Origin of the sequence: Sandaracinus amylolyticus (assembly GCF_021631985.1) — a bacterium.
In the GTDB taxonomy this organism is placed as follows: domain Bacteria; phylum Myxococcota_A; class Polyangia; order Polyangiales; family Sandaracinaceae; genus Sandaracinus; species Sandaracinus amylolyticus_A.
This window is the reverse complement of sequence record NZ_CP070225.1, coordinates 9,894,848-9,920,725: the sequence shown is the minus strand read 5'-3', so window position 1 is coordinate 9,920,725 and position 25,878 is coordinate 9,894,848. Positions and strand designations below refer to the sequence as shown.

Below are 25,878 nucleotides of genomic sequence, written 5' to 3'. Positions count from 1 at the left end.
CGAGCGACAACCGAGTTGGCGTGCTCAGCGCCGCGCCGCGGCGACCGCGCGCTCGCGATCACGATGCGCGAGATCGGGCAGCGGCTCGCGACCCATCGTCGCGAGCACCGCGTCGATCACGCCGGGCAGCCACACGTCGGCCGGCGGATGCACGAGCCCGAGCTCGCGCACCGCGCGCGCCGGATCGAGCACCGACATCCAGCGCCCGCCGATCGGGCACACGTCCTCGGCGCGCAGCCCGGAGGACGCGAGCACCGCGTCGTCGACCGGCACCACCGGCGCGTCGCTCCCGAGGTGACGCACGATGCGCTCGAGGAACGCGCACACCGTCGTGGGCTCCGAAGGCGCGACGTTGAACGCGCGCCCCATCATCCGCCGCACTCCGATCATCGACACCAGCATCGATGCGATCGTCGGCCCGTGGACGTGCCGCACCGTCGCGTGGGGGCGCGGCGCGAGCACCGGGCCGCCGTCGAGCACGCGCGCGATCACGCGCTCGATGCGCCGGTGCGGATCGTTCGGGCCGTGCACCATCGGGATCCGCACGCACGTCGCAGGGAACCCGGTGTCCTGGTGCGCGCGCGCGAGCACGCCCTCGGCCTCGCGCTTGCCGATGCCGTACTCGTACTCCTCGCGATCGAACGGGTGCTCCGGGGGCGCGACCAACGGACCGTCGGCGTCTTCTTCGCGCGAGGGAGAGGGGCATCCCTCGCGCACCAGGTACACCTGTCCGGTGCTCACGAAGAGGTAGTGCCCGACCCTGCCCGAGAGCACGCGCACGGCGCGCGCGAGGTCGTCCGCTGTGTAGCCCGCGAAGTCGATCACCGCGTCGAAGCGGCGCCCGTCGAGCGCACGATCGAAGCTCTCGTTCGTGCGATCCGCGACGAGGCGCTCGACGTTCGCGCCGAGCCCGTCCTCGTGCGTCCCCGCGGTTCAGCAGCGTCGTGCGCACTCCGTGCGCGACCAGGCGCGCGGCGAGCTGTCTTCCCATGAAGCGCGAGCCGCCGATGACCAGCACGTCCACGCGCTCATCCGAGCACGAAATCGCTCCGCGGGTCACGCTGATCGTCGCGCTTCGTGAGATGCTCGCGCGCAGGCACGCAGCGGAGGGGACGATGCGGCGGAGAACGATCGGAATGGCGCTCGCGTGGGCGTTGGTGGCGGGATGCGCGGTGCGCGCGCCGGTCGCGAGCCCACTCCCAGCGCGCGGCGAGACACGCGCCGAGCTCCTCGCGCGGGCGCGCGTCGACCTCGGGTGCGAGCGCGCGTCGTTGGTCGAGCTCGCGCCCCGTCACGTGGCCGCCGCGGGATGCGGCGCGCAGCGCGAGTACCGCAGCGTGTGCGAGGGCACGCGCGCCTGCGAGTGGATCGCGATCGACGATCTCGCGATCCGCGCGAGCTTCGAGCTCGAGTGCCCGGTCGCGGATCTCGAGGTGGTCACGCTCGGCGCGTCGAGCCGCGGCGTGGTGGGCTGCGGCGTGCGCGCGACCTACGTGCTGGTGTGCCAGGGCGAGGGCTGCCACTGGCTCCCCTCGACGGTGCACCGGAGCGCGGCGGAGCGACACTTCGCGCCCGCCTCGCTCGTTCAGCAGTGAAGAGTGTCCAACCAACATCGGCTCGCCCGCTCAGGGGCCACGTGCTCCGCACGGGTCCTGCGCTGGCGAGCACTCCAGCTGGACTGATCACTCGCCGGTGTCGCGGATGCCGTAGCGCTTCGCGAGCTCGCGCAGGTGGTAGCGCGTCAGGCCCGCGGCGTTCGCGCTGCGGGTCACGTTGCCGCCGTGCTTGTCGAGCAGCGCCTTGAGGTACGTGGCCTCGAACGCGTCGAGCACGCGCTGCTTCGCTTCCTTGAAGGGCAGGCCCTCCTCGACGAACTTCTCGGCGTTGCCGCCGGGCAGCGGCACCGGCGGCGTCTTCTGCGAGCTCGGCAAGAGGTCGCGCACCCCGAGCTCGGTGCCGTCGGCGAGCGACGCGGCGCGCTCGACCGTGTTCTTCAGCTCGCGGATGTTGCCGGGCCACGGGTAGGCCTGCAGCCGCGACATCGCGTCGGCCGTGATCGTGAAGCGACGCGCCTCGCCGGGCCATCGTCGCGACGCGACGTCGGAGAGGAAGTGCTCGACCAGCAGCGGCACGTCCTCGGGGCGCTCGCGGAGCGGCGGCAGATCGATCTGCACCACGCTGAGCCGGTAGTAGAGGTCCTCGCGGAACGTGCCCTCGTTGACCATCTGCCGGAGGTCGCGGTTCGTCGCCGCGACCACGCGCACGTTCACCGGGATCGTTCGATCGCCGCCGACGCGCTTGATCTCGCGGTTCTCGAGGACGCGCAGCAGCTTCGGCTGGAGCGCGAGGTCGAGCTCGCCGAGCTCGTCGAGGAAGATCGTCCCGCCGTCCGCCTGCTCGAAGCTGCCGCGGTGACGATCGGTCGCGCCCGTGAACGCGCCGCGCTCGTGCCCGAAGAGCGTGCTCTCGATCAGCTCCTTGGGGATCGCCGAGCAGTCCTGCACCACGAGCGGCGACGACGTGCGGCGCGACGCGCGATGGAGCGCGCGCGCGACGAGCTCCTTGCCGGTGCCGGTCTCGCCGCGGATCAACACCGTGAGCTCGGTGGGACCGACCTTCGCGAGCGTCGCGAAGATCTCGCGCATCCGCACGCTCTTGCCGACGAGCTCGAAGAAGCGATCGTCGCTCGAGAGGTCGATGTCCACGGTCCCCTGGACCGGCTCGAAGCGGATCTGTGTCTGCCCGACGCGGATCGTCGCGCCCGGCTTGATCCAGACCTCGCGGATGCGCAGCGCCTCGCTCGACGCCGACGCGCCGCAGAACGTGCCGTTCGTCGAGTCGAGGTCGCGCAGCAGGAAGCCCTGCTCGTTCGCGACCACCTCGAAGTGCGTGCCGCTGACCGCCTTGTCCGCGAGCACCATGTCGCAGATCACGCTGCGGCCCACGGTGATGCGCTCGCGCTCGATCGAGAGATCCTTGCCGCGATCGGGCCCTTCCGAGACCACGAGCCGCGCCTTGCGCAAGCGGCGCTTGGTGGCGCGATCCTCGACGAAGATGGTGGTCAGAGCGGGGTTCGTATCCTGGCTCACAGAGAACCTCTCGACGCGTCCGCGCGGAGCGCGGCGATCGACGCGGCATAGTCGCCGCCAGCGAACACCGCGTTGCCCGCGACGAGCACGTCGGCGCCCGCCGCGACCACGCGCGACGCGGTGCCCACCTTGATGCCGCCGTCGACCTCGAGCCGGACGTCCTTGCCCGATGCGTCGATCATCGCGCGCAGCTTCGTGATCTTGGGGAGCACCTCGGGGATGAACGACTGCCCGCCGAAGCCCGGGTTCACGCTCATCACGAGCACGAGATCGAGATCGCCGATCACGTAGCGCAGCACGTCCTCGGGCGTGTGCGGGTTGAGCGAGACGCCCGCCTTCTTCCCCGCCGCGCGGATCGCCTGGAGCGTGCGGTGCAGGTGCGTGGTCGCCTCGGCGTGCACCGTGATCACGTCGGCGCCCGCCTCGGCGAACGCGTCGACCCAGCGCTCCGGCTCGACGATCATCAGGTGCACGTCGAGCGGCGACTTCGTGATGCGTCGCAGCGCCGCGACGACGGGCGGTCCGATCGTGATGTTCGGGACGAAGCGACCGTCCATCACGTCGACGTGGATCCAGTCCGCGCCAGCAGCGTCGAGGGCGCGGACCTCCTCTCCGAGCCGCGCGAAGTCGGCCGAGAGGATCGAGGGAGCGAGCAGCACCGGGCGTGTCACCGGGCGTCAGTCAAGCCGCCCGAACGGCTCCGGTCAAGGCGCTCCGAACACCTTCAATTCCAAGGGATTCGGCGTGTCTCACGCATTGCTTGCTGTATTTCACGTGCGTTCCTACAATCGCGCCTCGACCCCGGATCACGGGGCGATCGCGCCCGCTCGGCGTCGTGAGAGCCGCGCGGGGCGCGCGAGGAGTTCATGGCCGCAGAGCAGCGATATCGCGTCACCGAGCGCCTCGAAGCCGGAGGCATGGCGGAGGTGTTCAAGGGCGAGTCGCTCTCCGTCCAGGGCTTCAAGAAGCAGGTCGCGATCAAGCGCGTTCTGCCTCACCTCGCGCAGAACAAGAACTTCATCTCGATGTTCCTCGACGAGGCGCGGCTCGGTGCGCGCCTCACGCACGCGAACATCGTGACGGTGTTCGATATCGGCGCGGCCGACAACACGTACTTCATCGTCATGGAGTTCGTGGACGGCTGCAATCTGAAGACCGTCATCGAACAGTACCGGCAGCAGGGCCGGCGCATCGGCGTGAAGGAGGCGGTCTACCTGTGCCTCCAGGCGTGCGCGGGCCTCTCGTTCGCGCACGAGCTGCAGAGCGAAGAGGGCGAGGACCTGCACATCGTCCATCGCGACATCTCGCCGCCGAACATCCTCCTGTCGAAGCGCGGCGAGGTGAAGGTCACGGACTTCGGCCTCGCGAAGGCGACGACGCAGCTCGAGAAGACCGATCCCGGCGTGGTGAAGGGGAAGTTCTCGTACCTCTCGCCCGAGGCCGCGATGGGCGAGCCGGTCGACGCGCGCACCGACATCTTCGCGCTCGGCATCGTGCTCTGGGAGATGCTCGCGGGTCGTCGTCTGTTCCTCGGCGAGACCGACTACCAGACGGTCAAGCTGGTGCAGCAGGCGAACATCCCGTCGCTCGCGCGCTTGAACCCCGAGGTCGACGCGGACCTCGAGGCCGTGCTCGGCAAGGCGCTCGCGAGGAACAAGGAGGAGCGCTACCAGACCGCGCGCGAGATGGGCGATGCGTTCAGCGGGTACCTCTTCGGCAAGCAGCTGAAGGTGAACTCGTTCGACATCGCGACGCTCGTGAAGGGCGTCATCGACGCGAAGAAGGCGGCGAAGACCGGTGGTCCGCGCGAGGCGTCGATCATCGATCGGCTGATCCAGGAAGAGCTGCTGCGCTTCACGTCGCTCGACGACATGAGCGATCCGCTCGCGCCGAACGCGCCGGGCGCGGCGGGGCTCTCGCCGGAAGACATGAGCGAGGGCGCGAAGCCGCTCGATGCGGGTTCGTTCGAGAACCCCGCCGACTGGTTCAGCGACGACGAGGACGTGGTCGGCGCGATCGGGCGCGGGACGAGCAGCAAGAGCGAGCCCGGCTGGCGCGAGTCGGGGATCGAGGATGCACGCGCGGGGGATCTCGCGTCGGTGCTCGAAGACCTGCCCGAGCCGACGCCGCCGCGAGCGAGCGCGCCCGAGGTGTCGCGGCCCACGCCCGAGCCGGTCGCGCAGCCGCAGATCGTGCAGCAGCGCGTCGCGCCGGTGGTGCCGGAGCGGGTGAGCGCGCCGCCGCAGAAGAAGAGCAGCGCGGCGGTGTACGTCGGGATCGCGATCGCGCTCGCGGCCGGTGGTGCCGCGGCGGCGTGGTTCGCGGGGCTCATCCCGCACTGATTCACCCGGGGGAGGCTGCGCGCCTCCCCTCTCGACCCCTCGAGCTGCGCGCGGGTCCCCGACCCGCTTGCTCGCTTGCTGCGGGGCTCAGCGCGAGGGCGGGAGCTTGCTGCGCATCGCGAGCTCGCGCGTGAAGCGAACGACCTCGTCGAGGTGCTTCACGACCTGGAACTCGTGGTTGAACACGCCGGCGATCACCGCTTCGCGATCGATGACGTACGTGACGCGGTGGCTGAGCGGCAGGATCGGGAAGAAGACGTCGTAGGCGCGCGAGATGCTGCGATCCTCGTCGGCGATCATCGGGAAGCGCACGTCGTGCGCCCCCGCGAAACGGCACTGGGTCGCGTAGTCGTCGCACGAGACGCCGACGACCTCGCTGCCGAGCTGCGCGAGCTCCGCGTAGTTGTCGCGGAAGCCCTTCGTCTCGACGGTGCAGTTCGGCGTGAACGCGCGCCGGAAGAAGTAGAGCACCACGATCCGGCCGTGGAGCTCGCGGAGCGAGATCGAGTCGCCGCGCGTCGTGCGAGCGAGGAACACGGGCGCGGGCGTGCCAACAGCGAGCACGCGCGCATCATACTCCAGCGGTGCGCGCATTCCGAAACTCGGGACACGGCCACGACGACACGGTCGCGCGCGACGTCGCCGATCACGCGGTCGGGTCGAAGTAGACGTCGTCGACGGCGATCGTCGCGTCGATCGACGTGAGCACGAGCTGCTCGCCGGGACCGGCCTCGGTGAGCACCCAACCCTCCGTGCTGCGCCGGAAGACCTCGATGCGACGCGCCTCTTGCGCGACGAGCACGTACTCCTGGAGCGAGCTCAGACGACGGTAGTGCGCGAACTTCTCGCCCCGATCCGCGCGCTCGCTCGACTCCGAGAGGACCTCGACGATCACGACCGGGTTCGTGATCGCATGCGGGTCGATCGCAGACACTTCTCGCTTTCCACACACGACCGAGAGATCGGGATACGTGGTGCGGTCGGATGCATCGATCCGGACGCGAACGTCCGAAGAGAGGACCACGCACGGGCGCCGACCGAGCGCACGACGGATCTCCGCCGCGAGCGCGACCTGGATGCGGCCGTGCTCGGGCGTTCCGCCCGCCATCGCCCAGACCTCGCCGCGGAGGTACTCGTGGCGCACGTCGCCCTTCGACTCGAGCGCGAGGTACTCGGCGTAGGAGAGCTTCGGGAGCGGAGCCGTGGCCATCACGAAAGCCTAGCAGCCGATGTCGGCGCGCGCGTGCGTTGCCGCGAGCACCACGCGCGACGCGCCGTGAGAAGGATGGCTGCGCTGCATCGCGCCCTCATCGTGCTCCCACCGCGCGAGCGCAGCCGCCACGAAGTCGCGCGCATCGCGTGCGTGTGGCGCGAGCGCGACCAGTGCACGCGTGAGCTCGTCCACGTCGAAGGGCGGAATCGCGAGTGGGAACGTGACCCAGCGCCGGGAGAGCACCACGAGGTCGCCCGTCGCGAGCTCGAGCTCGCGCACGCGCGGCGGACCGAACACAGCGCGCTCGATCCAGTCCCCGAACGAGCCGGGGCTCGGCACTTCGGCGAGCTGCCCCGCGCGGATCACGCTCACGTCGAGGTTGCCGAGCCTCGCGACGCGCGCACGCCGTGCTTGCAGCTCGACGATCGTCAGCTGCGCCGCCGGGCCACCCACGTCGTAGTCCTCGGGATACGGCGCCGCGGCTTCGTAGAACGCAGTGCGCGCCGGCACGAAGAGCGACTCGATGTTCGCATCGGGCTCGACTTCCAGCGCGCGCTCGACCGCATCGAGCACGGGCCTCGCGATCTCGACGACACCGCTGCTCCACCCGCAGGAGTGGCCGTCGGCGATCGCGATCAACGTTCGCGATGGCTCGACGCGCACCCGTACGAACGACGCGAGATCGTCGCGGTTCGTGCCGCACACGATCGTCGCTCGTTCGTCGATCAGTGGCATCGGCGCTGGACGCCGTCGACCTCGTCGCGATCGTAGCCGCGGGGCGCGGCCTCGATGTAGCGACGCGCGAGGGTGCACGCCTCGTCGCCGCGCTCAAGGCGGATCGCGAGGCGTCCCACGGCCTCGGGCATCACGCGCGTGCCCGCGATCGACGCGCGGAAGTGCGGGATCGGATCTTCGTTGCGCTCGATCGCGACGTTCGCGAGGAGCAGGTGCGCCTCGCTGCACCGCGGGTCCGCGCTGATCGCCTGCTGCGCGAGCCGGCGCGCCTCGTCGAGATCGCCGACCTCGTAGCGCAGCCGCGCCCGCGCGACCGACACCCGCGCGAAGAACGACGTCGACGCGCCGCGCTGCCGGCCCGCGCGCTCCGCGCGATCGATCGAGCGCGCCGAGCCTCCGAGATCACCGCGGCGCATCTCGACGCCCGCGCGCCCGAGCAGCGCCTCGTAGTTGTCGTCGTCGGCGCGCACCGCGCGCGTGTACAGATCGCGCGCCTCGCGATCGTCCTCGGCCTGCGCGTGCAGGTGAGCGAGCGCGGCGAGCAGCGGCCCGTCGCGCCGGTTCTCCTCGACCAGCGGCTCGATGCTCGCGATCGCGCCGTGCCCGAGGCCGCGCGCCACCGCGAGATCGGCGCGCAGCCGCGCGAGGTCGAGCGGCGCCGCGCCCGCCTGCGAGGCCTGCTCGATCGACGCGCTCGCCTCGTCGAAGCGTGCGTCGTCGATCGCGAGCGTCGCCGAGCCGACGAGCGCGCGCGCGAGCCCGGGCGAGAGCCGCAGCGCCTCCTGGAACGCCGACGCCGCGACGTCGCGACGACCCGCGCGCAGGCCGGCCTCGCCGAGCTCCGCGCGAAGCTCCGCGTCCTCGGGGCGCACCTCGCACGCGCGCTGCAGCGCCGCGAGCGCTTCGTCGATGCGCCCCAGCGCGAGCAGCACCGAGCCGCGCGCCGCGACCAGCTCGATCGCGTCGGGACGATGCGCGAGCGCCGCTTGGATCGCGGTCTCCGCCGCGGCCGCGTCGCCGGTCGCGAGCGCCGCCCGCACGAAGAGCGCGACCGCGCGCACGTCCGCGGGCGCGAGGCGCAGCGCGTGATCGAGCTGGGCCCGCGCCTCGCGGGGGCGCGACATCCGGAGCAGCACCGCGCCCGAGAGCGTGCGCGCCTCGAGCGCCTCCCGGGGATCGCCCGCCGCGCGATCGTAGAGCTGGCGCGCGGTGTCGAGCTCGCCGCGTGCCTCGGCGACGCGCGCCCGCAGCAGCTCCGCGTGGGCGCCCGCGCCCGCCGACATCAGCGCGGTCTCCGCGCCCGCGAGGTCGTTCGACGCGAGCGCGACCTCCGCGACCAACATCGCGCGCCGCGTGGGATCCACCGGGCTCGAGGGCAGGCGCGCCAGCGCATCGCGCGCATCGCTCGGCGCCTCCGCCTCGAGCAGCGTCTCGACCACGCTGAGCCCGTAGCCCTCGTCGAACGCCGGCGTGCGCGACGCCGCCTCGAGCGCCGCCGCGCGCGCCTCGGCCTGCGCCCCGCGACGCGCCGCGAGCTGCGCGCGCACGAGGTACGCCCATCCGAGCTCCACCGCCGACGCGCTCGGCGCGAGCTCGGTGAGCACCGCGTCCGCCTCCGCCGCCGCGCGCACCGGATCGCCGCCGCTCTCGAGCAGCACGCGCGCCCGAGCGACCCGCACCGCGGGCGACGTCGCGCCGTTCGGCACCGAGTCGAGCACGCCCAGCGCGCTCGATGCATCGCCCGCCGCGAAGCGCAGCACCGCGTGCATCGCCGCATGGCGCGGCGCGCCGGGACGCACGGTGAGCGCCTGACGCGCCGACTCCTCCGCCTCGGGCACCCGCCCCGCCGACGCCGCGGCCCACGCGCGCGCCCGGAACGCCTCGGCGAGCTCCTCGCCGCTCGCCGCGAGCCCGCTGAGCACGCCCAACGCGTCGGGGCCGCGCCCCTGCGCGACGAGCAACAGGCTGCGCGCGATGCGCGCGTCGGCGAGCGCCGCGCCGTCGCGCTCGAGGCGCGAGAGCTCGACCTCGACCTCGGTCGCGCGATCTTCCGCGTGCTCGAGCGTGAGCGTCGCGAGCAGGCGCGCGCGCAGCGCGATGCGCCAGGGCGCGTCGGCGCCTTCGACGTCGATCGTCGCGATCGCGCGCTCGACGCTGGTGCGGCGCCCGTCGCTGCTCGCCTGCGCGGCCGCGCTGCGGATCGCCGCGTCCCCGCCGCGTCGCAGGTAGGTGCGCACGCCGACGCCCGCGAGGCCGATCACCACCAGCCCGAGCACGACCAGCACGACCATGCGCGCGATGGACGCAGGACGGCGGCGCGTCGACTCGGTCGTGACCTGCGCGCGCACGTCGATCGGGATCTGCGGCGTCTGGATCGGCGCGGGATCGACGCGGCGCGGATCGGTCGGCGGCTCGGGCGGCATGCCCTCGGCCGCACGGCCACCGAGGAACGGACGCGCGACCGCCGCATCGCGCACCAGCGTCTCGGACGAGGTGAGCTCGTCCTGCGGCGGCACGATCGCGGGCGGCGGCGCCGAGCGCATCGCGGGCCGCAGCGCGCCGGGGTGCTCCGGCGGGCGCGACGGACGCGCGGGCGGGGGCGCCGAAGGAGGAGGCGCAGCGCGCGGCGGAGCGGCGGGCGGGGGCACCGAGCGCGGGATCGGCGCGACGGGCGGCAGACGGGCCGGCGGAGGGCGCGATGCGGGCGCGGGCGCGAGCGAGTCGGGCCGACGGCCGAGCAGCGTCGGTGCGTCGTCGTCCTCGTCCTGCTCGGGCTCGGCGCGATCGGAGCGCGAGCGGGTCGGCTCCTCGAGGGCGATCTCGTCGGTGGGCGGATCGTCGTCGAGGGCGCGGCGCGCGCGTCCGTGCGCGACCGTCGCGGCGTCGCGCAGGACGTCGCCGTGGCCGTTGGTGCGCAGCGCGGGCACCGGCTGGGTGGGCCCCGCCTCGCCGACGTGCGGCAGCGCGGTCATCGGCGGGGGCGGCACGCTGGCGCGCGCAGGCGGCGGCGCGGAGCGCGCGACCTGCGGTGCGGCGGCCGCCTGGGGCGCTGCGGTGCGCTGCGGGGCCCGCGCCGGCTGGGCGGGCGCGCGCGGTGGCGGGACCGCGCCCATGCCCATCATCGTCGGCTTGCGGATCGGTCGCGGCGCCGGCGCGGCCGCCTTGGGCGCGGCCGGCATCTTGGCGGCCTTCGCCGCGGCGGCGGCCTCTTCGGCGAGCGCCGGATCGACCTGCACCGAGGGCTCGCTCGGCGCGGTGCGCACCCGCGGCGACGCCGGCGCGGGCGTCGGGTCGTCGAACTGCGGCGGCAGCGCCTGCTCGACCGTCTTGGGCTCGTCCTCGCCGAACCAGCGCTGGATCGTGTGCGAGAGCGGGCTCTCCTCGTCGACCGCCTCGCGCAGCAGGTCGCGCGCGATCGTGTCGTGCGCGTCGAGCTCCACCGCGCGGCGCAGCGACTCCTTCGCCTTCGGCGTCTGACCGGCGCGCAGGTACGCCTCGCCGAGGATGCGATGCAGCTCCGCGAGGTTCGGGTGCTTGCGCGCGAGCGCCATCATCTCGACGCGCACCTGCTCGTAGCGCCCGGTGACGAGCAGCGCCTGACCGAGCAGGAGGCGCACCTCGACGAGGTCCGGGCGCGTGAGCAGCGCCCGCCGACTGACGCGGATCGCCTCGTCGTAATTGCGCTCGGCGATGAGCCGCTTGGCGCGTGCGGTCTGCTCCTCGGGGCCTTCGGCCATCTGGCGCGCGAGATCGTAGTCGATTCATGGGGGGGATCGCAGCGACAAACACACATGGCCGTGGATCGAGCGTTGCTGGAGGCGGGGAAACACGGGGAGACTGGCAGGATGCGGCACACGGGGATGGTCGCGGCGCTCGGGGCGGCGCTGGTGCTGGGGGGCTGTTTCGGCGCGCACGGGCGCGGGGACGACGCCGACGGGGGGCCCCTCGGGGACGGCGGGCTGGTCGCGGACTGCGCGGCGGCATCGGCGGCGCCCGAGGGCGCGCCATGCGTCACGGGGCTGCACTGCGACGACCTCGGCAGCTGCGGGCCGAGCACGACGATCCGCTGCGTCGACGGGCGCATCCGGCGCATGTCGCGCATCTGCTCGCCGCCGCCGCCCCACGTGCGCGACTGCGAGGAGTACTCGCACTACGCGGGCGGCACCGCGTTCTGCCACGCCGACGAGTTCGTCGGGTGCACGCTGGACGAGGGCGACTGCTGCTTCACGCGGATCCGCTGCGAGAGCGGCATCGTCGTCGAGGAGCGCACCTGCGGGGACTGCGTCGACGACACGTGCCCCGGCTACGCGCCGCCGCCGCCCGAGCACCCGATGTGCACCTCGAGCGTCGCGTGCGAGGGCTTCCCCTGCGTGCCGCCGGGCACGCCGCGCGCCTGCGGGATCTGCCGGCCCGCCGAGCACCAGTGCGAGGTCGACGGCGACTGCGGCCCGGGCTCGTTCTGCGTCGAGCGCGCGGCGTCGTGCCTGTGCGACGGCTCGACCCAGCGGGTGTGCGAGATCGACTGCCGCACCGCCGAGAGCGATCCCTGCGCGGCGGGCGAGCGCTGCGGGAGCGACGGCCGGTGCCGCGCGCTCTCGTGCGAGGGCGAGTGGACGTGCGGGGTGAACCTGCGCTGCACGCCCGGCGCGGACGCCGAGACCGACGCCCACGGCTGCAGCCGCGTCGCGTGCGACACCGCGGCCGACTGCGACTGCGGCGCGTGCATCGACGGGCTCTGCTACGACGGCCCCGGCACCTGCGAGCCGCCGGTGCCCTGAGCGGGCACCCGTCCGGAATCGTCGGCGCGACACCCGCTCCCGCATCTGCGGATCGTAGGTAGAGCCGGCGCGACACCCACTCGCGCATCTGCGGATCGTGGGTAGCGCCGGCAGCGCCCCTTCAGTGTCGTCCGGTGGCGTCGAAGAGCGCTTCTTCGCGCGCTCGCTGCGGGTCGTAGAGGCGCGGCATCCGGAAGCGGATGCCGCAGCTGACCCACCAGCCCGCTTCGATGCTGGGGAAGGTCGTGCCGAACGTCGCGTCGATCTCGATCTTGTCGGAGAGGATCAGGCGCGGACCGAGCTGGACCGAGCCGCGCTCCACCGCGCGGCGATCGAGCGCGTCGCCGGTCGCGACCTCCCCTGCGAGACCGAGCACGCCGTAGATGCGCGCGCGGAACGCGAGCCCGAAGAGCGGCGAGAGCCGGCCGTCGCTCCCGGTCGAGACGCCGACGTTCATGTCGAAGCGCAGGTCGCCCGCGAAGAACGACTGCGTGAGCGCGAGATAGCCCCACGCGCTCCACCCGTACCGCTCGAACGCGCCCGCGCCCGACGGAGCGATCGCGCCGCCCACCAGCGCGACGCCGGGCGGCGCGTCGGGCGAGGTCGGGTGCAGCTCGAGCTTCGCCTGGGCGAGCGGGCCCGCGACGCCGACACCGGTGAGCGCGCCGTCCTGGGTGCCGTACCCTCCCCCCCCCACAGCACGCCGAGCGTGAGCTCGAGAGGCTCGAAGGGACCGAAGGTGCCGGTGATCCAGTGCTGCACCTCGCGTGAATCGACGCGGGCCCAGCTCTCGAGCTCGACGTATCCGCCGCCGACCACGCGGGCATCGTCGGTCAGGTAAGGGCGCTGGGCGTCGGCGCGTGACGGGAGCAAGAGCGCGCAGAGCGCCAGCGCTGGGACCAGATGGAAGCGATGCATGCGCCCAGCGTAGCGCTCAGGTCGGCTTCACGTCGCGCAGCTGCTCGCGCAGGCGCGCGAGCTCGCTCGGAGCGAGCGTCTCGCCGCCGAAGCGCACCGCGAGGTAGCGCTCGGTCACCTCGCGCACGATCGCGGCGTGCACGAAGCCCTCGGCCTCGAGCAGCGCGGCGTGCTCGCGCGGCGTGCGGTCGAGCGGTCTGCCGCGACCCAGCGTCTCGAGCGCGCGCTCCAGCGCGCGGTAGAGCGCGACCACCTCGCGCGCGCTCTCCGGCACGTCCGCGACCCGCGCCTGCGCGTCGCGACGACGGCGCACCACCGCGATCGCCGCGCCGATCACGATCGCGAGCGCAACGATCGCGACGATGCGCGTCCACGGCAGCGGCGCGCCGGCGCGCGCGCGCGTCGGCTCGTCTGCCGAGATCCGCGCGCCGCCCGAGGGCGACGACGCGCCGAGCTCGCGCATCCACTGCGCGAAGCGCCGCGCGAGCGATCGCTGGGCGCGCAGGTCGTAGCCGATCACGTCGGACTCCCAGCTCGTGCGAAGCGCGTCGATCATCGCGGAGAGCTCGTCGAGCAGGCCGCGCGCGAAGTCGACCTCGCCGCGCGACGGGGGCGTCGGATCGAAGGTCACCCAGCCCTCGCCCTCGAGCCACACCTCGACCCAGCTGTGCGCGTCGCCGTTGGTGATCGCGTACCAGCGTCCCCACGTGTTCCAACGACCGCCGAGGAACCCCGTCGCGTTGCGCGCCGGCACGCCGAGCGAGCGCAGCATGATCGCCATCGCGGTCGAGAAGTACTCGCAGTGCCCGGCGCGCCAGTCGAAGAGGAACGCGTCGAGCGGCAGGCGCGTGCCGGGGTCCTGCATGTCGAGCGAGTAGCGCATCGCGCGCAGCTGCTCCTGGATGCGCTCGGCGCGATCACGATCGCTGATCGCGCCCTCGGTCCACTCGCGCGCGAGCCGCGCGACGCGCTCGTGCCCCGGAGGGACCTGGAGGTAGGGCGCGGCGGACGCGGCGTCGAGCGGCTCGGGATCCTCGCGGCGCGAGCCGGGCTCGGCCACCCACGCGCGATAGCGCAGGCCGAGCGCGTCGTCGGCCTCGTAGCGGAGATCGAGCCCGGGCTCGAGCGTCAGCCGCCGTCCGATCTCGATGCCGGTCGTGACGCGCCCGGGGATCTGCACCGCGACCGCGCGATCCGGCAGGAACACGACGGGATCATCGAGGTGGTCGAGCACGATCTCGAACGGCAGATCGCGATCGAGATCGGGCACGCGCTCGATCGGGTAGTAGTCGTCGTAACGTCGCACCGCGCGCGGCTCGCGCAGGGTGCGCGACCAGCGTCGACCGTCGTAGCGATCGAAGGAGGTGCCGCGCATGCGGATCGCGGCGCGCGAGGGCGGCGTGATCTCGGGGCCGATGCCGGGCGGCACCACGCGCATCACGACGGTCGGATCGTCGCGCACCAACCCGACCTGACCGAGCTCGACGTCGCCGCCGAAGCCCGCGACGTGCGTCGGCGAGCCGCGCCCGAACGAGAGCATGCCGAGCCCGACGCGCGGGAAGAGCACGAAGAGCGCCGCGGTCATCAGGAAGAGCGGAAGAGACAGCGCGGCGGTGCCGACCAGGAACGAAGGACCGACGACGCGACGCGACGCGAGCACGCGTCGCACGTCGGCGGCGCGGCCGGGATCGGGATCGCCGGGATAGTGCCCCTCGATCTCGCTGCGCAGGTGCGTGAGCGCGAGCATCCACGGCGCGACCACGACGAAGCCGAGGAACGCGATGCCGTAGGTGAGCTCGGTCGAGAGCACGGTCGCGGCGCAGAGCTGGAGGAACGCGAGCATCGCGATCTGCTGGTGCTCGGTCGCGCTGCGACGGTTGCAGAGGCGCGAGATCTGGAGCCCGGCAGTGAGCTCGAGCGCGAGCGGGAGCAGGGGCTCGCCGAGGACGCCGCGGACGATCGCGAGCGCGAAGAGACCGAGCAGCGCGACGTTCCATCCGCGCTGCCATCCCGGCTGGTGCAGGCGCGGCCCTTCGACGAACACCGACGCGACGAAGCCCGCGACGATGAGCGCCTGCACGAAGAGCGAGAGCTCGCCGCCGAGGAAGAGCGCGGCGAGCCCCAGGCCCGCCATCATGTAGGTGACGTGCTTGTGGAGCGCCGTGAAGCTCATGCGACGGCTTCGACCGCGAGCTCGGGGGCGACGATCACGCTCGGAGTGCGGGGACTGGGCAGCGGCGCGTCGCCCTGCGCGGGCGCGAGCAGCGCGAGGTAGCGCAGGATCGGATCGGGCGCGCCGCCGCCGAGGACGACCGGCGAGCCGCCGCTGCGCGTGAGCACGTCGACGCTCGAGCCGTGCGCGAGCGCGCGCTCCGCGAGCGACGCGGCGCGCGAGACCGCGAGCTCGAACGCGCCCGACCACGCGCCGTCGTCGAGGCCGGCGGGGCGCGCGTTGTCGAGCACGATCGAGAGGCGCGCGCCGCTCTCGCGCTCTCGCTCGCGCACCACGAGGCGGCCGAGCGCGGCGCTGCGGCGCGCGTGCACCGAGCGCGCTTCGTCGCCGGCGCGGTACTCGCGCAGGTTCGCGGGCTCGGTGCCGGGGCCACGGCGCGGGCTCGCACGATCCTCGGCGCGCGCGCCCGCGGGGAGCGTCGGCGCGACGACCGGCACGAGCGCCGGATAGACGAGGAGCTCGGCGCGATCGTCGACCAGGCGCCACTTCTCGAAGAGCCCGAACGGATAGCGGGTGCTGAGGCGGAAGCGCGAGAGCACGAGCACGCCGCGCTTGCTCGGCACGCGACGGTACGCCGCGACCTGCTCGGCGCGCGCGCCGACCTTGAGGAAGTAGCAGCGACGATCGGTGGGCTCGTCCTCGGCCTGGTCCTCGACCTCGATCGAGAAGCTCGGCAGCCACTTCTTGTCGTTCGCGAGCGCGAGCTCGACCACGCACGGCGTGCCCACGAACGCGCGCGAGGGCAACGCGCGACGCACGCGCACCCACCACAGCACGAGATCGCTGAGCACGCCCGAGAGCACGATCAGGCTCAGCATCAGGCCGAGCACGAGGTAGAGCAGGTTGTTGCCGGTGTTCACCGCGCCCGCGCCGACGCCGAGCGTGGTGAGCACGAAGACGCGCCCTTCTCGGGTGAAGCGCAGCCCGCGCCGCGCTCGACGCGCCTTCTTCTCGGCAGCGGCGGCGCGCTCGCGGGCCATGTCAGACGGGCACCGGCACGCCGGAGACGACGTCGCGCACCACGCGCGCCGCATCGCCTCGGGCGCGCGAGCCGTCGCCCGCGCCCGCGACGCGGACGCGATGCGCGAGCACCGGCACCGCGAGCGCCTTCACGTCGTCGGGGGTCGCGTAGGCGCGGCCCGAGACCAGCGCGTGGGCGCGCACCGCGCGCTCCAGCGCGAGCGCTGCGCGCGTGCTGGCGCCGAGCTCGAGCAGCGGCGTGGTGCGCGTCGCGCAGACGATCTCGTGCAGGTAGTCGAGGACGAGATCCTCGGTGCGCACCTCGTTCACCGCGGCCTGCGCCGCGAGCAGCTCGGGCAGCGTGACGATCGGCGCGAGCGACTCGACGGGATCGCCGCCGCGGCGCGCGCCGAGCAGACGACGCTCGACCTCGCGCGGCGGATAGCCGATCTCGACCCGCAGGAGGAAGCGATCGAGCTGCGACTCGGGCAGCGGATAGGTGCCGTGGAATTCCTCGGGGTTCTGCGTCGCGACGACGAAGAAGGGCTCCTCGAGCGGGCGCGTCTCGCCCTCGATCGAGACGCGTCGCTCCTCCATCGCCTCGAGCAACGCGGACTGCGTGCGCGGCGTGGTGCGGTTGATCTCGTCGGCGAGGAGGATCGGCGTGAACACGGGCCCGGGCTTGAACGTGAGCGCGCCGGTGCTCGGATCGTAGATCGAGCCTCCGAGGACGTCCGCGGGCAGCAGATCCGAGGTGAACTGGATGCGCCGGAAGCCCACGCCGATGGACCGCGCGAGGGCGCGCGCCAGCGTGGTCTTGCCGACGCCGGGGACGTCTTCGACGAGGAGGTGACCGCGCGCGAGGAGCGCGGTCACTGCGAGCGAGACGACCTCGCCCTTGCCGAGGAGGACACGACCGACGTGCTCGACGAGGCGCGTCGCGAGAGAAGGACCGCTCACCGAGGCCGAAGGTACCACGACGCCCCCGTGCGCTCCCGACGGAGAAAGCTAGCCCTCCGACGAGGTGTGCAGCGGCACGGCGACCACGTAGCGGGTGCTCGTCGCGTCGCGACATTCGGCCCAGACGTCGCCGTCGTGCAGCCGCACCAGCTTGCGCGCGAGCGAGAGCGCGAGGCCGAGGCCTCCGACGCGCCGCCCGCTCGTCGAGTCGCGCAGGTCGCCGAACGCGTCGAAGATGCGCGCGAGATCGTCCTCGCCGAGCGAGCGCGCGTCGTCGCGCACCTCGATGAGCAGCGCGCGCGCGCCGCTGCGCGCATCGCCGATCCCGGCGCGCACCGTGAGCACGCCCTCGCTCTTGCCGCGCGCCGCGTGACGGAACGTGGCGACGACGGCCTGCACGATGCGCGCGCGATCGACGTACACCGGCGGCAGGCCCGCTTGGATCTGCGGATCGATCTTCACCGCCGTGCCCTCGACGATCGATCGCCCGAGGCGCACGGCCTCGGTGACGATCTCGACCGAGGGAGTCCACTCGCGCTTGATGCGCAGCCGGCGCGCGTCGAGGCGCGCGGAGTCGAGGATGTCGCCGAGGAGGCGCAGGAGATCTTCGGCGCTGCGGCGGACCATCACGACGCTCTCGCGCTGATCGTGGGTCATCGGTCCGTCCGCGCCGTCCTCGAGGAGCTGCGCGAACCCGACGATCGAGTTGAGCGGGCTGCGCAGCTCGTGGCCCATCGCCGCCATGAAGCGCGAGCGCACCTGCTCCTCGCGCTCGATCTGGCGCTGCGCGTTCGCCTCGCCGCGGCGCGCGACCGATGCGGCGTCGACCTCGGCGCGCACGTCGGCCCACGCGCCGAGCGCGATCTCGGTGCGCAGCGCGGGAGGCTCGACCTCTTGCTCGTCGGCCTCGGGATCGAGCGCGTCGACGTGCGTCGCGATCGCGTCGAGCTCGGCGCGCGCGATGGTGGTGCGGCCCATCTCGACGAGCGCGATCACGACGCCGGGCAGGAGCGCGAGCGCGGCGGTGGCGGTCGGTGAGAACGCGAGCGCGGCGAACCCCACCGCGAGCGCGGGCACGGCGGCGATGGTCGCGTCGCGCAACGCGATCTCGAGGCGCGTCGGGTCGAGCAGATCGCGGGCCGGTAGGCGCGCGATCCACGCCTCGAGCGGCGCCGCGACGAGGCGCGCCGCGGGTGCGGTCACGAGCGCGCCCGCCGCGAGCACCGCGGGCACGACGCTCGGCTCGAGCGGCGCGAGCCCGAGCGCGACGACGATCCAGCCGAGCGCGGCGATCACGAGCGGCATGCGCTCCGCGGTGCGCAGCACGCGCGGCGAGGGCGCGAAGGGCGCCGAGCCGGGGTCGGAGCGCGCGGCGCGATGCAGGATGCGCTGCGCGTGCACGAACCCCGCGCCCGCGAGCGCACGCGCGACCGCCGCGAGCGTCACCGCGGCGAGCGCGATCCCGACGTCGCGCCCCGCGAGCACGCAGAGCGCACCGAGCGCGACGATCTCGACCGCGCCCACCGCGATGAGACCGACCAGCACACGCCGCGCGCCGCCCACGCGCGTCGGCAGCGGGAGCACGAGCGGGAGGTCGCTCTCGAGCAGCTCGCTCGTCGTCATCTCCTCGCTGGTCACGCCGAGGGCCCTCCCTGCGCCGGAAGCACCAGCGTGAACGTCGAGCCGCGACCGACCGTGCTCGTCACGTCGATCCGACCGCCGTGCCACTCCGCCATCTCGCGCGCGATCGCGAGCCCGAGGCCCCAGCCCTCGGTGCGCCCGCGGTTCGTGTCGATGCGCTCGAACGTGCGGAAGATGCGATCGAGATCCTCCTTCGCGATGCCGGGCCCGGTGTCCTCGATGGAGAGGCGCACCTCGCGCGTGCCGCCGCCCTCGGCGCGGAAGCGCACGTGGCCCTTCTTCGTGAACTTCACCGCGTTGGCGCCGAGGTTCAGCAGGATCTGGCGGATGCGCCGCGCATCGGCGGGGACGCGCGCGAGGTCGGGCGCGATCTCGACCTCGATGACGATCGGCTTGTCGCGTCGCTGCACCTCGACGAGGCGTGCGACCTCGCGCACCAGCGCCGCGAGATCGACGTGCTCGAGGCGCGAAGCGATCGGCGTGCGGCGCGACGACGAGTCGAGCACCTCGTCGACGAGCTCCTTGAGGTACGCGCCCGCGGTGTGGATCGCCTCGACGTCCTCGCGCTGCGAAGGAGAGAGCGGTCCTTCGATCTCCGAGAGGAGCACCTCCGCGAAGCCCTGGATCGAGTTGAGCGGCGTGCGCAGCTCGTGGCTCACCGCGGCGAGGAACTCCTCCTTCGATCGCTGCGCGCGCTCGGCGATGCGGCGCTTCTCGTGAGCGCGGGTGCGGAGCGCGTCGAGCCGTGCCCGCAGCCGAGCGCGTGCCTGCGCCAACGCCACGCTGCGGAGCGTCGGCCCGCCGAGCGTGGTCGCGGCGCGGCGCATGCGTCCGAGCCGCGCCGCGACGTACACCGAGGCGAGCGCGAGCGCGGCCCACGCGAGCACGACCCAACCGAGCGACGAGTCGCGCCACGACCCGCCGTCGCGCGTCGCCCAGGGCACGATCGCGATCGTGCCGGCCGCGATCACCGCGAGCGACGCACGGGCGCGGAAGCTCGATCCGACGCGAGCCCGAGAGGCCATCACACCAGGACGACGTCCTCCACGTCGAGCGCCTGCTGCGCGACGACGGAGCGCGTCTCCTCCTCGCGCTTGGTCGCGAGCTCGTAGAGCTCGGAGAGCAACGTCGGATGGGCGCGGATCGCGTCGTGGAACTGATCGCGCGAGAGGTGCAGCGCGATCGTCGGGGTCGTCGCGGTCACGGTCGCGGTCGCGGGGCGACGGAGCACGAGGCCGATCTCGCCCACCACGTCGCCGGGGCCGAGGTCGGCGAGCAGGATGCGATCCCCGTCGGCGTCGGTGCTCGTGACGCGCACGTGCCCGCTCGCGATCAGGAAGAGCCCTTCGCTCTCCTCGCCTTCCTTCACCAGCACGTCGCCGGTGGCGAAGTCGCGGCTCGCGAAGCGCGCGACGAGATCGTCGCGCTGCGCGGGCGCGACCGCCGCGAGGATCGCGCCGTGGCGCAGCAGGTTCGCCATCATGCGATGCCGACAGAAGAGCGCGAGCTCGCTGCCGATCGCCGCTTCCTTCTGCGCGAGCTTCTCGAGCACGTCGCGGCTCGCGACGAGGAGCTGCACCGGCTCGAGCGCGACGACCGACGCCGCGCGCGGCGCTTCGCTCACCAGCGCCATCTCGCCGAAGATCGCGCCGGGGCCGAGGACCGCGAGCACCTCGGGCTGCGCGGACTCCTCGCTCGCTCGGCGCTCGGCGCGCAGCGCGCCGCGCACCACGACGAACGCCTCGCGCCCCTCGTCGCCCTGGGTGATCGCGAGCGCGCCGGTCGCGAGATCGCGGAGCGTGAAGCCCGCGAGCAGGCGCTCGAGCGCCTCGGGGCGCAGCGCCGAGAAGAGCGGGAGCTGGCTGACCTTGCCGCTCTCGGGCGCGCTGTCCTCGGCGGCGCGCATCGTGGCGAGCGCGGCCTCGGCGCGCGCGATCAGCGCGGCGCCCTCGAGCTTCGCGAGCGTGCCCTCGACCGGCGCAGGGACCGGCAGCGGCGGCGGTGCGGGCGAGACGTCGGCGAGCCGCGCGCTGCCTTTTCCGAAGGCCTTCGCGATCGTCTTGCGCTGCGGTCCGGCGTCGGCGCCGGCGTCGCTCGCGAGCGCCGCGATCGCCGTGGCAGCGGGCAGATCGCTGCGCCGCACGTAGGCGTCGACCAGGCGCGCCGCGGTGGCCTCGAGCGCATCGCGATCGAATCCCTCGGCGCGCGCGATCAGCTGAACGGCGAGCGCCGCCGCGCCGAGCTGCATCGGGTCGGCCTCGAGCAGCGCGATGCAGCGCTTCAGCGCCTCGTCGCGCTGGTCCGCGAGCGCCAGCGACCACGCCTCGTCGAGCGTTCCGTTGTTCGTGTTGGGAGCCGCCATCGGGCGCGCAGCCTAACAGACCGGGTCGGGGTCCGGGTCGGCGCAGGACCCGGTCCCGGGCTGGGCCCGGGTCGGCGCAGCGCTGCCTCGAGACGGCAGGGCGCCGATGGCCAGCGCGCGGCGGGAGACGGGGGCTCAGCGGCCGCCGGTCGCGAGCACGCACCGCAGCGGACTTGCGTCCGTGAGGAGCGCGCGCAGCGAGCGGTGGACGATCAGCCCCCGTATCGCGCCGCGTCCTTCCCGGTGGATCGAACGCCAACGATCAATGATGGTGGCCTTCGTGGCCGTCGGCGCCGTGGGGGTGCCCGTGCTCGAGCTCTTCTTCGGTCGCCGCGCGCAGCGAGACGATCTCGACGTCGAAGTGCAGGACCTCGCCCGCGAGCGGGTGGTTGAGGTCGACGTGCACGACGTCGCTCTCGACCTTCGAGATCCAGATCGGGACGATCTGGCCCGAGGGATCACGGAGCGCGAGCTGGACGCCTTCCTCGAGCGGCGTGCCGGGCGGGAACGCCTCGCGCGGGACGCGCTGCTCACCGCGGGGATCGCGCTCGCCGTAGCCGTCGGCGGGCTGCACGGTGACGTTGAGCTTGTCGCCGACCTTGCGGCCGCTGAGCTTGCGCTCGAGCCCCGGCACGATGTTCTCGTGGCCGTGCAGGTAGTACAGAGGCTCGTCGCCGGAGGAGCTGTCGATCACCTCGCCGGACGCGTTCTTCAGGGTGTAGTGGATGCCGACGACCTGATCGGCCGCGATGCTCTGGACGCTCTCGGACACGGTGCCTCCGCCCGCTCGCTTAGGTGCGGGTAGTACGTTGTTCGCGGGCGATTCGCGCGCGAACGCCCACCCTAGCCCGCCGCGGCTCGGCGCACCACGCCCCACGTCCGGGGCCACTCACGCGAAAGGGGCGGCCCAGTCGGGCACGCCCCTCTCGTCGGATCACATGCCGTGGATCCCGCTCATCATCGGCTCGCCCGCCGGTCCCTACCGTCCGCGCGCTTCGCGCGCTCCCGTCCGGGACCTGCGGGACGAGCACTCCGGTAAGGCTCAGCCACCCGGGGGCGGCACCGGCTCGCCACCGCCGCCGCCACCCTCGCTGACGCCGACGATCTCCGCGCGCTGCGCGGTGAACGTGAGGCCCGCCGAGTACCCGTCCACGAAGCGCGGGCGACCCGCGACCTGCTCGGTCACGCACTCGCGGCCCTCGAAGCGCGTTCCGTCGCCGTCGATGCACGCGGTGATCACCGCCTGGCACCCCTCGGGCCCGTCGCGCGTGACCTCGAACGTCTCGAGCCCGTCGCCGTCGACGTCGACGTCCGGCGGCACGTTCCCGATGCGCAGGATCGCGATCATCGCGCCGCCGACCATCATGTCGAAGAGCGTCGCGGGCTCGGTGCTGCCGTCGCAGGGATCGCCGATCTCGATCGAGAACCCGCCGCCACCGCCACCACCGCCGAGGTTCTCGAGCAGATCCGCGTTGACCAGCGTGAGCAGCTCGGGGCCGATCGCGCCGCAGAGCAGGCCGTCCGAGATGCTCGACATCTCGCCGCCCGACGCGACCGTCGTGCCGCGCACGTGGCCCTTGTTGAGCGTGATCGGGAAGAAGTCGATCGGGAGCTCGATGTCCTCGGGGCCCGCGTCGAGCTGCCGCGACATGATCGCGCCCTGCAGCGACGTGCGCGCGTTGCCGCGATCGTCGAGCGCCGCCTGATCGACGAGGAACGTGCCCGAGCTCGGCCCGGGCTGTCCGGTCATCCACGCGACGCGCAGCGAGTCGTCGTTCGCGCCGCTGCGGTCCTCGAGCCCGACGAACGACATGAGGAACGTCGGACCACCGCCACCACCGGGCCCGCCGCCGCCGAGGAACATGTTGAGGAACGACGCCGCCGGCCCGAGCGCGCGCGCGAAGCGGTTGTCGGGCATGCCGTCGCCGCTGAAGTCGCAGCCGGTGCGCGCGTCGCCGAACTCCAGCATCTGGAGCTGCATCGAGATCTCTTCCTGGCAGTCCGCGCCGCAGCCGTCCCAGCGCGACGTGTTGCCGTCGTCGCAGGCCTCGCCCTCGTCGACGGTGCCGTTGCCGCAGCCGACGAGCACGGTGCACTCGTCGGTGCACGTCGCGGCGTCGCCGTCGCAGACCTCGCCGACCGCGTGATCGACGATGCCGTTCCCGCAGGTCTCGTTCGAGCGGCAGTCGGAGCGACAGCCGTCGGCGCTGCGGTTGTTGCCGTCGTCGCAGACCTCGGGGGCGGTCGTGGTGCCATCGCCGCAGTAGGGCTCGCGCGCGCAGCTCGCGTCGCAGCCGTCGCCGGGCGACGTGTTCGCGTCGTCGCACGCCTCGCCGGCCTCGAGCGTGCCGTTGCCGCAGACCGGGCCGGGCATGAACGCGTCGGGGCGCGGCGCGGCGTCGATCATCAGGATGATGCCGGCGTCGTCGCCGAGGGTGCGCGACTCGCTGCACCCGACCAGGAACGAAGGTGTACCGAGCGCGAGCACGATCGCGCACGACGACCACAAGCGAAGTCGAGCCATCGAGACCTCCCCCATCGAAAGCGGAAAAGAACGGGGAACCGAGCCGGGGGAGCCTACTGAATGCCGCTTCAGCGTTGGAAGCGAGAAATCGTGAGATCGCTCATCTCCAGGATGCGGCGCGTCAACGTGGAGACCCCGAGCGAGGCGAGATCGCTCGCGCCGACCGCCCGCGCGCCAGTGCCAGCGTTGGCACTGGAGAGCCGGGCCACGAAGACCTGCACGTCGAGCCGTCGATGGGTGAGCACGTGCTCGATGCGCCCCGCCGGCTCGCGCGTCAGCCGCGCGTCGATCCCGTGCTCGCGCAGCGCCGCGCGCGCGTCCTTCGCGTCGCTCCCCTCGCGCATCGGCACGCCCCAGAGCCCGCCGAAGAGCGCCTTCTCGCCGCGCACCATCATCGCCCTGCCCTGCGCGTCGCGCGCGACCACCGCCACCATCGCGACCTCGCGCGGCGCACGACGCGCCTTCGCGACCGGCAGCACGTCGGTGCGATCGCTCGCGAGCGCGACGCACGATCGCGTGATCGGGCACGACAGGCACTTCGGGCTCGAGGGCGTGCACACCGTCGCGCCGAGCTCCATCAGCGCCTGGTTGAGCGCGCCGGGGCGAGGTCCTCGCACCATCTTCTCGGCCTCGTCCCAGAGGCGCGCCTCGGTGTCGCGACGACCGAGCGGCGTGTCGATCCCGCGCAGTCGCGAGAGCACGCGCGCGACGTTGCCGTCGACCAGCGGCTCCTCGCGCTCGAACGCGATCGATCCGATCGCGCCCGCGGTGTAGCGGCCCACGCCCGGCAGCGCGCGGCGCGACGTCGCGTCCTCGGGGACTCGCCCGCCGTAGCTCGCGACGACCTCGCGCACCCCCGCGTGGAGCAGCCGCGCGCGCCGGTAGTAGCCGAGCCCGCTCCACATCGAGAGCACGTCGTCCTCGCTCGCCTTCGCGAGGGCGTGCGCGTCGGGGAAGCGCGTCAGGAAGCGCTCGTAGTAGCGCAGCACCGTCTCGACGCGCGTCTGCTGCAGCATGACCTCCGAGACCCAGATCGCGTAGGGATCGCGAGTCCGGCGCCACGGCAGATCGCGTGCGTTCGCGTCGAACCAGGCGAGCAGCGCGGCGCGCTCTTCGGTCATCGGCGAGGCGGTGTATCGTCGTGCGCGATGCGCGTCCACCACCTCTCGTGCCTCACGTTCTGTCCGATGTCCGCGCGCCTCGTGAACGGGCGCGGATCGCTCTTCGCGCGCGGGCGCATGGAGGCCCACTGCCTGCTGATCGAGACCGAGCGACACGGGCTCGTGCTGGTCGACACCGGCATCGGCGTCGACGACTGCGGCGATCCCGCGGGGCGCCTCGGCGGTCTCTTCACGCACGTGCTGATCGGCACGAGCACGCCCTCGGTCGCGCAGACGGCGCTGCGTCAGATCGAGGCGATGGGGTTCCGCGCGAGCGACGTGCGGCACATCGTCCCGACGCACCTCGATCTCGATCACGCGGGCGGCCTGCCCGACTTCCCGCAGGCGACGGTGCACGTGATGGCGGCGGAGAAGGACGCGGCGCTGCTGCGACGCACGATGCCCGAGAAGAGCCGCTATCGCCCGATGCAATTCGCGCACGGGCCGAAGTGGTCGACCTACGAGGCGAAGGGCGAGCGCTGGCGCGGCTTCGAGGCAGTGCGCGCGCTCGAGGGGCTGCCGCCCGAGATCTTCCTGATCCCGCTGGCGGGCCACACCCGCGGTCATGCGTGCGTCGGCGTCGAGGGCGTGAGCGGCGGACCGCTGGTGCACTGCGGCGATGCGTACTTCCACCGCGCGGCGATCGACGAGGCGCGTGCCCCGATGCCCGCCGGTCTGCGCCTGTTCGAGCAGCGCCTCGCGTTCGATCGCTCGCGCATCGCGGACAACCACGCGCGACTGCGAACGCTGCGCGAGGGCGGCGACGTGCGCGTGTTCTGCGCGCACGACCCCGAGGAGTACGACGCGTTGCGCACCGCGGCCGAAGCGACGCCCGCGATCCGCCGCGCAGGATGAGGAGCGGGTCGGAATTCCTTTCTTCCTCGTGCGTATCCTCCCGCATCGGTGCCCACCCGGCGTGAACATCTCCGAGGCTCGACACGTCGGTGGGCGCTCTACGAGGGA

General features: G+C 73.1%; 21 protein-coding genes. 4 read left to right on the top strand and 17 right to left on the bottom strand.

What is annotated here, in order from left to right:
- Window positions 1–24: 24 nt before the first annotated feature.
- Window positions 25–825 (bottom strand): NAD-dependent epimerase/dehydratase family protein, encoded by an 801-nt coding sequence (locus tag I5071_RS42155; RefSeq protein ID WP_236519056.1) that lies wholly within the window; start codon window positions 823–825, stop codon window positions 25–27.
- 290 nt (window positions 826–1,115) lie between these two features.
- On the opposite strand from I5071_RS42155, the gene I5071_RS42150 reads away from it, so the two are divergent.
- Window positions 1,116–1,595, top strand: coding sequence for a hypothetical protein (locus I5071_RS42150; RefSeq protein WP_236519055.1), 480 nt, complete (start codon window positions 1,116–1,118; stop codon window positions 1,593–1,595).
- An 87-nt stretch (window positions 1,596–1,682) separates the two neighbouring features.
- Here the strand turns inward: I5071_RS42150 and I5071_RS46910 are convergent, their stop codons facing one another.
- Together I5071_RS46910 and rpe are read right to left on the bottom strand one after the other, a co-directional pair.
- Window positions 1,683–3,089, bottom strand: a complete 1,407-nt coding sequence (locus I5071_RS46910) for a sigma 54-interacting transcriptional regulator (protein WP_329611115.1) — start codon at window positions 3,087–3,089, stop codon at window positions 1,683–1,685.
- Window positions 3,086–3,760 carry a ribulose-phosphate 3-epimerase gene (rpe, locus tag I5071_RS42135; protein ID WP_236519054.1) on the bottom strand — a complete coding sequence of 225 codons (675 nt, stop codon included), beginning with the start codon at window positions 3,758–3,760 and terminating at the stop codon, window positions 3,086–3,088. Before rpe ends, I5071_RS46910 begins: the two co-directional genes overlap by 4 nt.
- Window positions 3,761–3,955: 195 nt before the next feature.
- On the opposite strand from rpe, the gene I5071_RS42130 reads away from it, so the two are divergent.
- A complete protein-coding gene (locus I5071_RS42130; protein ID WP_236519053.1) occupies window positions 3,956–5,431 on the top strand; it encodes a serine/threonine protein kinase in 1,476 nt (491 codons plus the stop codon).
- An 87-nt stretch (window positions 5,432–5,518) separates the two neighbouring features.
- Here I5071_RS42130 and I5071_RS42125 read toward each other — a convergent pair whose 3' ends face one another.
- The 4 genes from I5071_RS42125 to I5071_RS42110 form a co-directional block, all read right to left on the bottom strand.
- Window positions 5,519–5,995 (bottom strand): peroxiredoxin, encoded by a 477-nt coding sequence (locus tag I5071_RS42125; RefSeq protein ID WP_236519052.1) that lies wholly within the window; start codon window positions 5,993–5,995, stop codon window positions 5,519–5,521.
- An 82-nt stretch (window positions 5,996–6,077) separates the two neighbouring features.
- Window positions 6,078–6,641 (bottom strand): Uma2 family endonuclease, encoded by a 564-nt coding sequence (locus I5071_RS42120; RefSeq protein WP_236519051.1) that lies wholly within the window; start codon window positions 6,639–6,641, stop codon window positions 6,078–6,080.
- Between the two features lie 9 nt (window positions 6,642–6,650).
- Complete coding sequence (locus I5071_RS42115) at window positions 6,651–7,379, bottom strand: hypothetical protein (protein ID WP_236519050.1); 729 nt, start codon at window positions 7,377–7,379, stop codon at window positions 6,651–6,653.
- The gene (locus I5071_RS42110) at window positions 7,370–11,116 is read right to left on the bottom strand and encodes a tetratricopeptide repeat protein (RefSeq protein WP_236519049.1); all 3,747 of its coding nucleotides are present in this window, start codon (window positions 11,114–11,116) and stop codon (window positions 7,370–7,372) included. Before I5071_RS42110 ends, I5071_RS42115 begins: the two co-directional genes overlap by 10 nt.
- Window positions 11,117–11,224: 108 nt before the next feature.
- Between I5071_RS42110 and I5071_RS42105 the strand changes: the two genes are divergently transcribed.
- Window positions 11,225–12,157 (top strand): hypothetical protein, encoded by a 933-nt coding sequence (locus I5071_RS42105; protein ID WP_236519048.1) that lies wholly within the window; start codon window positions 11,225–11,227, stop codon window positions 12,155–12,157.
- A 121-nt stretch (window positions 12,158–12,278) separates the two neighbouring features.
- Here I5071_RS42105 and I5071_RS42100 read toward each other — a convergent pair whose 3' ends face one another.
- The 10 genes from I5071_RS42100 to mutY form a co-directional block, all read right to left on the bottom strand.
- Entirely contained in the window at window positions 12,279–12,854 is a 576-nt protein-coding gene (locus tag I5071_RS42100; protein WP_236519047.1) for a hypothetical protein, read from the bottom strand.
- Window positions 12,855–13,091: 237 nt separating this feature from the next.
- Complete coding sequence (locus tag I5071_RS42095; protein ID WP_236519046.1) at window positions 13,092–15,248, bottom strand: transglutaminase TgpA family protein; 2,157 nt, start codon at window positions 15,246–15,248, stop codon at window positions 13,092–13,094.
- Window positions 15,245–16,288 carry a DUF58 domain-containing protein gene (locus tag I5071_RS42090; RefSeq protein WP_236519045.1) on the bottom strand — a complete coding sequence of 348 codons (1,044 nt, stop codon included), beginning with the start codon at window positions 16,286–16,288 and terminating at the stop codon, window positions 15,245–15,247. Before I5071_RS42090 ends, I5071_RS42095 begins: the two co-directional genes overlap by 4 nt.
- 1 nt (window position 16,289) lies before the next feature.
- Window positions 16,290–17,228, bottom strand: coding sequence for an AAA family ATPase (locus I5071_RS42085; RefSeq protein WP_236519044.1), 939 nt, complete (start codon window positions 17,226–17,228; stop codon window positions 16,290–16,292).
- 48 nt (window positions 17,229–17,276) lie between these two features.
- Window positions 17,277–18,866 (bottom strand): sensor histidine kinase, encoded by a 1,590-nt coding sequence (locus I5071_RS42080; RefSeq protein ID WP_236519043.1) that lies wholly within the window; start codon window positions 18,864–18,866, stop codon window positions 17,277–17,279.
- Window positions 18,863–19,894, bottom strand: a complete 1,032-nt coding sequence (locus tag I5071_RS42075; RefSeq protein ID WP_236519042.1) for a sensor histidine kinase — start codon at window positions 19,892–19,894, stop codon at window positions 18,863–18,865. Before I5071_RS42075 ends, I5071_RS42080 begins: the two co-directional genes overlap by 4 nt.
- Window positions 19,894–21,231, bottom strand: a complete 1,338-nt coding sequence (locus I5071_RS42070; RefSeq protein ID WP_236519041.1) for a cyclic nucleotide-binding domain-containing protein — start codon at window positions 21,229–21,231, stop codon at window positions 19,894–19,896. The genes I5071_RS42075 and I5071_RS42070 overlap by 1 nt, the downstream gene beginning before the upstream one ends.
- A 262-nt stretch (window positions 21,232–21,493) precedes the next feature.
- Complete coding sequence (locus tag I5071_RS42065; RefSeq protein ID WP_236519040.1) at window positions 21,494–22,003, bottom strand: FKBP-type peptidyl-prolyl cis-trans isomerase; 510 nt, start codon at window positions 22,001–22,003, stop codon at window positions 21,494–21,496.
- A 270-nt stretch (window positions 22,004–22,273) separates the two neighbouring features.
- Window positions 22,274–23,755, bottom strand: coding sequence for a DUF4215 domain-containing protein (locus I5071_RS42060; RefSeq protein WP_236519039.1), 1,482 nt, complete (start codon window positions 23,753–23,755; stop codon window positions 22,274–22,276).
- Between the two features lie 68 nt (window positions 23,756–23,823).
- The gene (gene mutY, locus I5071_RS42055) at window positions 23,824–24,876 is read right to left on the bottom strand and encodes an A/G-specific adenine glycosylase (RefSeq protein ID WP_236519038.1); all 1,053 of its coding nucleotides are present in this window, start codon (window positions 24,874–24,876) and stop codon (window positions 23,824–23,826) included.
- A 27-nt stretch (window positions 24,877–24,903) separates the two neighbouring features.
- On the opposite strand from mutY, the gene I5071_RS42050 reads away from it, so the two are divergent.
- On the top strand, window positions 24,904–25,770 hold the full coding sequence (locus I5071_RS42050) for an MBL fold metallo-hydrolase (RefSeq protein WP_236519037.1): 867 nt from the start codon (window positions 24,904–24,906) through the stop codon (window positions 25,768–25,770).
- Window positions 25,771–25,878 lie beyond the last annotated feature (108 nt).